6 protein-coding genes and 2 pseudogenes are annotated in these 11637 nt (G+C 36.6%); 3 read left to right on the top strand and 5 right to left on the bottom strand.

Going from position 1 to position 11637, the window contains the following annotated elements:
• Positions 1 to 540, top strand: a pseudogene (locus tag ACFIO3_RS04055) (hypothetical protein); the annotation flags it as partial.
• Positions 541 to 739: 199 nt separating this feature from the next.
• On the opposite strand, the gene rpoH reads toward ACFIO3_RS04055, so the two are convergent.
• The 3 genes from rpoH to ACFIO3_RS04070 all read right to left on the bottom strand — a co-directional run bounded on the left by rpoH (position 740) and on the right by ACFIO3_RS04070 (position 4240).
• Complete coding sequence (gene rpoH, locus ACFIO3_RS04060) at positions 740 to 1624, bottom strand: RNA polymerase sigma factor RpoH (RefSeq protein WP_375607451.1); 885 nt, start codon at positions 1622 to 1624, stop codon at positions 740 to 742.
• 148 nt (positions 1625 to 1772) lie between these two features.
• On the bottom strand, positions 1773 to 2777 hold the full coding sequence (locus ACFIO3_RS04065) for an RluA family pseudouridine synthase (protein ID WP_375608649.1): 1005 nt from the start codon (positions 2775 to 2777) through the stop codon (positions 1773 to 1775).
• Between the two features lie 32 nt (positions 2778 to 2809).
• Positions 2810 to 4240 carry an aldehyde dehydrogenase family protein gene (locus ACFIO3_RS04070; protein WP_375686757.1) on the bottom strand — a complete coding sequence of 477 codons (1431 nt, stop codon included), beginning with the start codon at positions 4238 to 4240 and terminating at the stop codon, positions 2810 to 2812.
• A gap of 470 nt (positions 4241 to 4710) precedes the next feature.
• Here ACFIO3_RS04070 and ACFIO3_RS04075 point away from each other — a divergent pair, with 470 nt between their 5' ends.
• Both ACFIO3_RS04075 and ACFIO3_RS04080 read left to right on the top strand, forming a co-directional pair.
• Positions 4711 to 7293 carry a DNA translocase FtsK gene (locus ACFIO3_RS04075; protein ID WP_375686756.1) on the top strand — a complete coding sequence of 861 codons (2583 nt, stop codon included), beginning with the start codon at positions 4711 to 4713 and terminating at the stop codon, positions 7291 to 7293.
• A gap of 1232 nt (positions 7294 to 8525) precedes the next feature.
• Positions 8526 to 10214, top strand: coding sequence for an ATP-binding protein (locus ACFIO3_RS04080; protein ID WP_375607447.1), 1689 nt, complete (start codon positions 8526 to 8528; stop codon positions 10212 to 10214).
• 18 nt (positions 10215 to 10232) lie between these two features.
• On the opposite strand, the gene mscL is transcribed toward ACFIO3_RS04080, so the two are convergent.
• Together mscL and ACFIO3_RS04090 are read right to left on the bottom strand one after the other, a co-directional pair.
• Complete coding sequence (mscL, locus tag ACFIO3_RS04085) at positions 10233 to 10640, bottom strand: large conductance mechanosensitive channel protein MscL (RefSeq protein ID WP_375607446.1); 408 nt, start codon at positions 10638 to 10640, stop codon at positions 10233 to 10235.
• Positions 10641 to 11357: 717 nt separating this feature from the next.
• Positions 11358 to 11637, bottom strand: a pseudogene (locus ACFIO3_RS04090) (integrase); the annotation flags it as partial.

The raw sequence follows: 11637 nt of genomic DNA on the forward strand, positions 1-11637 counted from the left end.
GCAGAAAAGATGGCAACCGGAAGTGTTCGCTGGACGCTTATAAAGGAGTCTTATGTGAAGGGGGCTCCAGAAGAAACAACTATACAAGGTGATATAACAATTCCTGATGAAGGGATATCATTACGGTTAATTTTACGTCGTAATACCGATCAGTCATTTCCTGCTGCGTATATTATGGACCTTATTTTTATTCTTTCGGATAAATTTTTAGGTAAAGCTATAAGCAATGTTCAAGCATTAACCTTTAAAGCAAGTGAACAATCCATTGGACTGGCTTTAACAAGAACTATTGCTGCAAAGATTAACGATGACTTTTTTCTTGTCGCATTGAGTGGAAATCATCCATTTCTTGATCGAAATTTACAATTGATGCGAGAATTAGATTGGATGCGTTTGGTGTTAACGGATAAAAACGGGCGTATAAGTGAATTAACCTTTGCAAAAGGACCAACAGGTAAGTCTATTTTTAATGAAGTTATTGGACAATGGCTTGCACAACAAGATAAGTTAACAGTTCTTGGTCAAAAAAATAAAACATAGATGCAAAAAAATAAACGGCTGTGAAGAATTCTCTATATCTGTTTCTATCAATTATACCAAATGCGCTCAACAAAGCCTATACATCAATAACTCAAAAAATTAGATAGGCTAATTTACCCGTATAAAGCCAATATATGCCTTTTTTCATTTTTACTTTAAGAATGTGCAAACAATTGGCTTTATACTTAATTCTAGAATTTTATACTTGAGCTTGAGATAAAGTAGAATCTTTGATAAAGTTTTGCACTTTTTCAAATGCACGCATTTCAATTTGTCTTACTCGTTCTCGACTAATATTGAATTCACCAGAGAGTTCTTCTAGGGTTAGTGGGATATCGTTTAAACGACGCGCTTTGAATATACGTTTTTCGCGTTCATTGAGATTGTCCATGGCATTTATGAGCATGGAACGGCGATTTTCTAATTCACTTTTTTCAATTAAAATTTGTTCTTGATCGTTAGATTCATCCACCAACCAATCTTGCAACTCGCTGTTTTCCCCTTCCTTTGTTCGAATCGGTGCATTGAGTGACGTGTCACCACCAAGCCTGCGATTCATTGAAACAACTTCATCTTCCGTAACATTCAACTGTGTTGCAATTTCTTTTACTTGTTCTGCGTTGAGATCACCGCTATCAAGGGCTTGAAGTTTACTTTTTATCTTACGAAGGTTGAAAAACAAGCGCTTTTGATTGGCTGTTGTCCCCATTTTCACCAAACTCCAAGATCGCAATACATACTCTTGGATTGATGCTTTAATCCACCATATTGCATAGGTTGCAAGACGAAAACCCCGTTCTGGTTCGAAACGTTTAACAGCTTGCATGAGTCCAACATTACCTTCTGAAATGACTTCCCCAATGGGGAGTCCATAGCCCCGATATCCCATCGCTATTTTAGCTACGAGACGCAAATGACTGGTTACCAGCCTATGCGCAGCTTTTAAGTCATTATGCTCACGGTAACGCTGAGCTAACATATATTCTTCTTTTGGTTCAAGCATTGGAAAACGACGGACTTCCTCTAAGTAACGATTTAAACCGCCATCACCTGTTATTACTGATAACAAATTCATATGGGCCATATAGCACCCTCCTTTTGTCTGAATTCCCTGATAAGGCAAATTCTCTGTTTCAGATAGCGAACTACCCTTGTAACCTCACTTTAGCATATTTTTGAATTTTGTTCAAAAAAAGATATTTTATTGTCAAATCTTGAGAAGGAGAAAAGTTTCAATTCATTTTTTTAAAATGCTTAATAAGTTTAGCCATATCTTGAGGCAGCGGTGTGGAAAACGACATAACTTTACCGGTAGAAGGATGTTCAAAAGTAAGACTTGCAGCATGGAGTGCATGTCGGTTGAATTGATCTATTGCATTTTTAATAATGGGATTAAGGGTATTTGACTTTGTTTTAAAAGCATTTCCATAAACCGTATCACCTACGAGAGGATGTCCGATATGAGCCATATGAACACGGATTTGATGGGTACGTCCGGTTTCCAAACGACATTCCAGAAGGCTAGCAAAAGACGTTGAGTCTGGATGAGTACCGTATTTTTCAAGCAGAGAAACATGTGTAACAGCATGACGAGCATAAGAATTTTGGCTATGAATAACAGCTTGCTTTGTTCGGTTATGGGGCGAACGACCAAGTGATGCATCAATTGTCCAGACATTACGGTGAGGTGCCCCCCAAATCAAGGCATGATAACGTCGATCTAATGCGCAGGTACGTCCATGATCAGAAAATTGAGCGCTAAGACTTTTATGGGCCAGATCATTTTTTGCAACAACCATGACACCGCTTGTATTTTTATCGAGACGATGGACAATGCCAGGGCGTTTAACACCACCTATACCAGATAAACTATTACCACAGTGGTAAATAAGAGCATTAACCAACGTACCAGTCCAATTGCCATTCCCAGGATGAACAACAAGACCAGCTGGTTTATTAATAACGATGATATGATCATCTTCAAAAAGGATGTCCAATGCAATAGCTTCAGCGCTAGGTTCTGCATCACGAAGATCAGGCATTGCCAATTCAATTATTTGGTTAATTTTTAATTTTGTTTTTGGTTCCTTTATGAGATGACCATCAATCTTAAGACAGCCTTCATGGATGAGGGCTTGCAAACGTGAACGTGAGAGCACATTATGGTATTGTTTTGCGAGCCACTGGTCAAGACGTTGCCCAAGAGCACCTTCATCCGTTATTTTCTGTATTACCATACGATTCCTATTAAGTTTTTAATAAGATTCTCTTACCAGTATGAAATTGCTTTACTATCAAGAAATTCTTTAATTCCCCAATGTCCCCCTTCACGGGCGCGCCCAGAAAATTTTACACCTCCAAAGTAGCTTCCACTGGGTAACCCATGTCCATTAACTTCTACCATACCAGAGCGTACTTGTGCTGCAATACGACGACATTTGTTGCGATCTTGTGATTGAATATAATTTGTAAGACCATACTCAGTGTTATTGGCTAAAGCGACGGCTTCTTCTTCTGTACTAAAAGCAAGAATCGAGAGAACTGGACCAAAGATTTCTTCTTTAAAAATACGCATATGAGGTTTTACATCAGCAAAGACTGTTGGACGAACATAATAACCGCGTTCCATTCCTTTTGGTAAACCAATTCCGCCTGCAACAAGAGTTGCACCTTCATCAATTCCCGATTGGATAAGTTCTTGAATTTTATCGTATTGTTTTTTTGAAACGACAGGCCCAATATGATTTCCTTCTTGGTAGTTTGGTCCTACTTTTGTTGTTTCTGCAATATCTTTAGCTATTTTTACGGCTTTGTCATAGATGCTCTGTTCCACAAGCATACGAGTCGGTGCATTACAACTTTGTCCACTATTATAAAAGCAATGTCGTGCACCACGTTGAATAGCATCTGAGTCGGCATCAGCAAAGATAATATTCGCTCCTTTTCCCCCAAGTTCCAGACAGACTCTTTTTAAAGTTGCGCTGGCATTTTTCGAAATATCTTTTCCTGCTCTGGTTGAACCAGTAAAGCTGATCATTTCTAAATCTGGATGTGCAGAGAGGTAAGAGCCGACAGTCGCACCATCACCATTGATTAAATTAAAAACACCGGCTGGAAGTGCTGCTTCATCTAAAATTTCAGCAAAAAGCATAGCAGAAAGAGGCGCAATTTCAGAGGGTTTTAACACCATGGTACAGCCAGCCAAGAGAGCCGGGATAACTTTAAGCGTTACTTGATTCATGGGCCAATTCCATGGCGTAATTAATCCTACAACGCCGATAGGATCGTAGTGAAGGATGGCTTGCTCATTTCCCTTTATTAAAGTTTCTTGGAACGAAAACTCTTTATAAGCTTTGATAAAATTGCGAATATGAGAACTTCCGGTTGCAGTTTGCGCATTAAGCGCCATATCAATCGGTGCTCCCATTTCCATTGAAATAGTTTTTGCCATGTCTTTGGAACGTTTTTCATAGATCTCTAGAATTTTTTCAACGAATCCAAGACGCTCGCTTGGTGACGTTGTTTTCCATTTTTGAAACGCTTCTTTAGCCGCGTTAATTGCCTTATCAGCATCTTTTGTACTTCCAAGGCTAATGACAGCACAAGCCTCTTCTGTTGATGGATTAATGACGTCAAAGTCGTGAGGAGTGCTTGGATTATCCCATAGACCATTGATATAAAATTTCCGTTTGTTAAACATAATTGGCTCCCTTTTTTCTATTTGTGTTTATGTCATTATGATTATCTTAGTCTAAGCCTTTTTAAACGAGGATAACAAGGGTAATCTTATAAAAACGCGAGAAACTAGATTATATTATGGTAATTGAGCATGAAGAATTTAATAGAGCAATGCTTATATAACTATTTGTATTATCGAGACTAATTTCTTTTATGAACAGGGAGAGAAAGAGAGGTATAGACAATTTCCTTGAAGCTTTTTTATCATGAAGTTTTTTTTCAAAACGAATGGAATACGCGCTATACGACACCATAAACTGGGTAATTTACGTCGTAAATAGGAAGAAAAAACATTATGAATATGCATTATGGCATTATTTTTTTTATTGAAAAGTAGCTATCAGCAAAAGGTTATTAACCTTCATACGATAGTCTCTATGAATTCTTTTTGAAAAGATTATTTTTCTCATTGCTATAAATTTGTTGGGTGCCATGCATAATTCGAAAACAAAATCTATTTCTACATCTTCTTTTTCTGATGATGGTACAAAAGGTGCATCAAGAGAAGATTTATCTATTAAGATTACCGAGATATTTCCTTATCCGGAAGTGTGGAAAAAGGCATTTACCCTCGGAAAAAATGTCCGTTTTACGCGTACCCCAGAAGTTGAGATTTTGCGTCGTCGTATAGAAACAGATCCAATTTTTGCAAAACAGTTTAAAATTTTTACGAAACAAGATCAAAAACAAATTACAGATATTGTACGCTGTAACAAGAAAACGAAAAATGTTCTATCCACAAAAAAAGTCATTAATCCTCAATCAATAGAGAATAAAACGTCAGTTTGTCATTCAACAGTTTTACAGCAGTTGTCACGACAGACTATTGGTATGTCACCAGAAAATATTCCGCTTAAGGAGGATAAACAAGAACATAAATTACCAGGAGAAAATGTGCTACAAAAAATGAATCCTGCTTTGCACCTTTCCAATGATGCATTTTTTGAGTGTGAATCTTTGATATTTGAATATGTGGATACTCAAACTTCAAAAGAGGATGCATCGATTGACACAAAAAATGAAATTACACCTCATATTCCTTCTGCCTTTGATGAGTCAATAACTGCTCTTTATCGTGTTCTTGAATACCGCTTTCCACAACTTTATGATTCAATTACATCAGAATCTCCAGCAGAAAGGATGCGAGGTGTTGAGCAAATTTCTGATTTAATGCATACAAATAATGATACGGCTAAAAAGTATCATTCTAAGCTTTCTGTTGAAGATTGTGCTCATACGTCAAGTGATGCAGAGGCGTTAAACAATACTGAGGCGTTAAGCGGTGCTGGGGCTCGTATAGAGACTGAAAATAGCAATAATACTATCGCTAATAATACCGTTGATTGTGTAACAAAAGATGTCACAAAGAATTCAAAAGATTTGTCTGTGATGCAAGCAAACGTTAAAACTAAAATATTCCAATCTAGCCGCGCGCCATTAGGCAATTATGATTCTGCTTTTGTGCAAAATATGCACTCTGTTGACTGTGATGTTTATGAGTTTCCTCCGGTCAGTTTATTACAGAAACCTGTTTTTCATGAAGGTACGATGATTCCTCAGGAAACATTAGAACGTGGTGCTGGACTTTTGGAAAGTGTTTTGGAAGATTTTGGTATTAAGGGTGAAGTTATCCATGTACATCCAGGGCCAGTGGTTACAATGTATGAATTTGAGCCTGCTGCGGGTGTAAAGTCATCGCGCGTTATTAATCTTTCTGATGATATTGCGCGTTCTATGTCTGCTATTTCTACACGCGTTGCTGTCATTCCTGGACGTAATGTTATCGGGATTGAGTTACCCAATGCGGTTCGTGAAACCGTTTATTTACGTGAATTAATCCAAACACGTTCTTTTCGTGAAAGTGAATTTAAACTTGCTCTTGCTTTGGGGAAAGGGATTAATGGTGAACCGGTCATTGCAGAATTAGCAAAAATGCCTCATTTATTGGTTGCGGGAACAACAGGATCAGGAAAGTCTGTTGCAATTAATACAATGATTTTGTCGATTCTTTATCGTATGACACCAAAGCAGTGTCGTTTGATCATGGTTGATCCTAAAATGTTAGAGCTCTCTGTTTATGATGGCATACCACATCTTTTAACACCTGTTGTAACAGATCCTAAAAAAGCAGTAACAGCTTTAAAATGGGCGGTTCGTGAAATGGAAGAACGTTATCGCAAAATGGCTAAGTTAGGTGTGCGTAATATTGATGGTTTTAATGCACGCGTTGCACTTGCAGCTCAAAAAGGCGAAACGATCATGTGTACTGTACAATCGGGCTTTGATAAGGAAACAGGGGAAATGCTTTATCATGAAGAAGCCATGGATCTCACGCAGCTTCCTTATATTGTTGTGATTGTTGATGAGATGGCTGATCTTATGATGGTGGCAGGGAAAGAAATAGAGAATGCCATTCAGCGCTTAGCGCAAATGGCGCGTGCGGCAGGTATTCATCTTATTATGGCAACGCAGCGTCCTTCTGTTGATGTTATCACAGGGACAATTAAAGCGAACTTTCCTACCCGCATTTCTTTTCAAGTAACCTCAAAAATTGATAGTCGTACGATCTTGGGTGAACAAGGTGCTGAAACGCTTTTAGGTCAGGGGGATATGCTTCATATGGTAGGTGGTGGGCGCATCGTGCGCGTTCATAGCCCTTTTGTCTCTGATGAAGAAGTTGAATCCATCGTTGCACATCTTAAAATGCAAGGAAAACCTGATTATTTAGCAACGGTAACGGATAATGAAGACGATAACAAAGAGGATGCTTCTGCTGATTCAACGGTTGGAGTTTCTGAGGACGAAAATTTTGATGAAGAGGGTGAGGGACTTTATAATCAAGCTGTAAAGATTGTTATGCGTGATAGAAAATGTTCAACATCTTATATTCAGCGTCGACTTTCAATCGGCTATAATAAAGCAGCTTCTCTTGTCGAACAGATGGAAGAAAAAGGCATTGTTGGAGCCGCTAATCATGTTGGAAAACGTGAAATTCTACTCAATGAAGGGAAATAAACAAGCACATTTTAAAATGGGAAATTTTTAAAATGTCTGACAGTCATTATTAAAATGTGCTTGTTTTATTTTTTCAGAGAAAATGGGCTACACGTATTTATCTTTTATAATTATTAAAAAATTGAGTAGAGAGTTATAAAGCAAAAGTGATTTTTTGTATTAAAACTGCTGATGAAGTAAACAGGCTGATATCAAAGGAGATTGTAAGATATTTTTAGTTTTCTCGATGATCTGGAATGTAAAGAAATTAAACAAATCTTTATATGAAGACCGGTGATGTTTGTTTTCTATTCTATTTACAGAGAGATTCTTGAGTCAAGTAGTGTGGTGATATATTTTTTGTTTTTTTCTGTCGCGATTTTAATGAAAAAAAGGTCTTTGGGCGATTATGGAGAATATCATAAGAAGAGTATCCAATATACAAGGTCTGTTGCGTTGGGTGCTTTAAAGCGCTACGCTGAATTTATTATCATTTGATACTGTCAGTGCAAGAAAGATATTCTTACGAGACTTTATTTGAAAAAGAAATTTTTAATTTCGGATTTTTATCATGCAATATACTGATTTATAATGGTAGTTTATCATTATTTGTGTGAATAAAAGTCTCCAATATCGTAAGATTTTTTCATTTCAAATCTATTCCATGTTGAATAGTCAAAACCATTTTTTTGTATATCATAAGTTAAGTTAGCGTATGGGTAAAAAACATTTAAAAAAGGAATTTAAATGCCTCTGATGAGGGCATTCAAATGCCAAAAACTATTGGCAACATGAGGAGCTGGAAAGTATAATGATGGTGCTGGCTGATTTTTGCGTAAGTATAAAATGGTAATACACAATGCTTTGATATCTTCTATGGTGATCTTTATAGCGCACCATTTACGGGGGACGTCGTAAATAAGTTTGGGGATCGTGGATATATCTCTTTAAAACAGGCGCATGAATGCGCAAAATTAAGTGTATTCTTTTTTTGGTGACTATTTTATGTGAGGATCATGTTCCTATTAAGGTGACAAATCTTATTACCTTAATAGGTGAATAAGTAACAGTGTTAGGGAATTCTTTTTATTTTTGTTTTGTTGGTGAAGCAGTCAAAATTTTGCTACAGACAATTGATACAAGATGTCAGAGTATTGTAACCAGAGAAGGTACTTGTAAAAGATTAGCATTATTCGTTTGAGAGTAAATCCAATACTTTTTTAGTTTTAGTTATGCCATTAAAAGAAGATGAGTTGAAGTTAAATACAAATGAATTAAAATGTAAGCAAGAAGCTTTTCGTTTTACACCAGAGCTTTTGCCGCGACCTTTTACGTGGAAAATTGATAGCAATGGTTTATTTTGTGAAGTTTCAAAAGAGTTAGCTGAAGTTGTTGGGCCTCTCTCTTCCTCTATTTTAGGATGTAGTTTTCATGATCTTGCTTATCAATTTAATGATGAGCGGTATCGGATTCTTAGCCGTTTTATTGAAGCGGCTGTACCTTGGAATGAAGAGATTGTTCAATGGCCTGTTGATGGCTGTTCACAATGGCTTGATGTTGAGTTATCTGCTTTACCAATTTTTGATGTTAAAAAGAAGCTTAAGGGATTTTGCGGCTTTGGTGTTTTAAAAGTACGAGAAAAAGTCCAAGAAAAAAGAGATGAAAAGCTGAAGACGGAAATGCCGTGTCTCTCTGAGATAGAACGATCAGCTTTTCGTGAGATTGCCGAGCAATTGCGTGATGAATTGAATTCATCGGAAAAAGAAGAAGAGAATTTTTTTGAAGAGACAGCTATTCAGTTACCATATGCACAGACATTGTCGGTAAATGCTATAGAACAGGCTCTCATAAAAGAGCCAGCTGCAGTTTTATCATTGTTGGATACAGCAACTGATGGTGTTTTATGGTTGGATAAACAGGGCTTTATTCAATCAGCGAGTAGGGCAGCCTTAGCATTAATGAGTTATGAAATAAATGAACTACGAGGACAGCCATTCTCTTCATTATTTACTTTGCAAAGCCAACCTTTGGTTGAAAAATATTTTAAATCAATCCGTATAGAGGGGAAAAATCAGGTTTTAAATCGCAGTGAAAGCGCTGATTTAATGACGAAAAATCATAAAAATATAACCGTTTTGATAACGATTGTATTTTTGGCAAAGCAAGGCAATTATGCTGTTATGTTGCGTGATATAACACAAACAGTTCCATCAGGAGAAAAAAAAGCAGAAGAGGATAAAATCGTTGGAGTTGTTCATGAAATACGAACACCTTTGAATGCTCTTATTGGTTTTGCAGAAATTATGAGAGAAGGCCGTTTTGGTTCGATAGAAAATGAGCGCTATCATGGATATTTACGCGATATTATTTCCTCTGGAAAACATATATTATCGCTGATTAATCAATTACTAGAGTGCTCGAAGATAAATTATTCTGATTCCGATAACCAGATTGATACTTCCCTTATTTCTGAAACATTTGATGTGATATCTTGTTTACGTGCGACGATCGCTTTTCTTGAAACTCAAGCTAATCAGAACGGCATTATCATGCGTATTGTTGCTCCACCTCACGTTCCATTTATTCCTGTATCACGACAAGTGTTTCGCCAGATTATATGGAATCTTCTCTCTAATGCCATTCGTTTTACGCCATTGGGTGGGCAGATTATTGTTCACGTTTCTTATAGAAAAGAACGTGTAAAAATTTCAGTGAGCGATAATGGTATAGGGATGAGCGAAGAAGAGATTATACAGGCACTGCAACCTTATGGCCAAGTAGAGCGCAAAGATGGCCGATCTGGTGATAGCGCTTTTATGGGAACAGGTTTAGGCCTCCCAATGTGTAAAGCAATGGTGGAAGAAAGAGGAGGACAATTTTTACTGTTCTCAAAACCAAACCATGGAACAACTGTGGAAATGTTTTTTCCTCGTGTTCCATGAGGTTAATCATGCATAAAATTATTTTTTCTTAGCCAAAAGATCTCTAATTTCTATTAAAAGTTGTTCTTCTGAAGACGTTTTTTTGGGGCTTTCTTCTTCTTTTCTACGAATTTTATTCATAGCCTTAACGAATAAAAAAAGAACCCAAGCAATAATGAGAAAATTGATAAGTAAAGTAATAAAGTGTCCATAGCTAATGGTTGCTCCAGCTGCTTTGGCGGCACTCAATGTTGCTTGTTTTTCGCCAGCAAGTTGAATAAACATATTAGAAAAATCAATCCCACCTGTAATCAGTCCAATGATTGGCATAAAAATATCATTGACAATTGAGTTGACCAAGCTACCAAAAGCACCCCCTATAATCACACCGATAGCAAGATCAATCATATTACCTTTTAGGGCAAATTCTTTGAATTCTTTAAGCATTGTGTTTTCCCCTTTATGTAAGCGATATACGGTAATTTACTTACCGCTTTTGATGAAAAAGGAAAGGGCAGATTTTATTTTTAGGGTTATATTACGATATTAATATCATTTTCAAAGAACTTTATAAGGTTTAATAAAGAGCTTTAGGATTCTATTTGAATGTACATAGAACATTTCCTAGAAAAAAGCTTTTTTGATAAAAATTATATCTGCTTTTTTCAACAGAAAGTAGAAAACTGTAGCTTAATTTATATAATTGTCTCAAGATTTTTATGTTAACATTAAAAAGAGAGATTTTTACACAATACCACAAAATGGGCTGTGTTGAAAGCTGAGCTATCAGAAAGTTTCTCAAATGAAGTACATATATTGGCATAAAAAGAGAGTTAAGAATAAAAAATCTATTTCAACCCTGGTGGGAGAAATGGATAGAGAAGGTGAGAGTAAGATTTATAACTTAATTTCTCTTAATTTAGCAAGCGATAATAGCGATTAGGGGCATGTTAGAGCTTATCTAAAAGCTATTTGTATTGTGTTACATGAACTGAAAATGGCGATCACCGATGGAAGGTAGCACATTTCATTAACTGGAAGATTGTATTAGTTTATAGACAGGAGAACTATAGGGTTAGCAAGATCATTTTGATTTGGAAGTTGTTGGTATGATAGGATGTGGGTTCAATGATCAACTGTCATCATTTCGACCATGTGTTCGACAATTACTTTTAGTGCTTCTGATGATAAAGGTACGCGAAATTCTGTTGTAGCATCGCGCTTTTCTTTCATATTTTCAGCAGGGATAGTCCATATATCATTATAAATTTGGTCTTTATGAATATGACGTAAAGAGCTAGAGAGAGCGCCTGTAAGGATAAGCAAATGCAAAGCCAGATATTTTATGTTTTGTGTTTTACAAAGCGTTTGATAAAAGGCAGTGACATCTTTCCAATCCATTGCTGGTCTATTTTGCGTTTTATGACGTTGTTTTCCTAAGAGC

It is taken from the genome of Bartonella sp. AD328YNZD (genome assembly GCF_042196425.1).

What these genes read in the sequence shown, in the direction of transcription:
- rpoH (WP_375607451.1), bottom strand. Translation starts at nt 1,624, where the DNA reads ATGGCCCATATGAATTTGTTATCAGTAATAACAGGTGATGGCGGTTTA.
- ACFIO3_RS04065 (WP_375608649.1), bottom strand. Translation starts at nt 2,777, where the DNA reads ATGGTAATACAGAAAATAACGGATGAAGGTGCTCTTGGGCAACGTCTT.
- ACFIO3_RS04075 (WP_375686756.1), top strand. Translation starts at nt 4,711, where the DNA reads ATGCATAATTCGAAAACAAAATCTATTTCTACATCTTCTTTTTCTGAT.
- ACFIO3_RS04070 (WP_375686757.1), bottom strand. Translation starts at nt 4,240, where the DNA reads ATGTTTAACAAACGGAAATTTTATATCAATGGTCTATGGGATAATCCA.
- mscL (WP_375607446.1), bottom strand. Translation starts at nt 10,640, where the DNA reads ATGCTTAAAGAATTCAAAGAATTTGCCCTAAAAGGTAATATGATTGAT.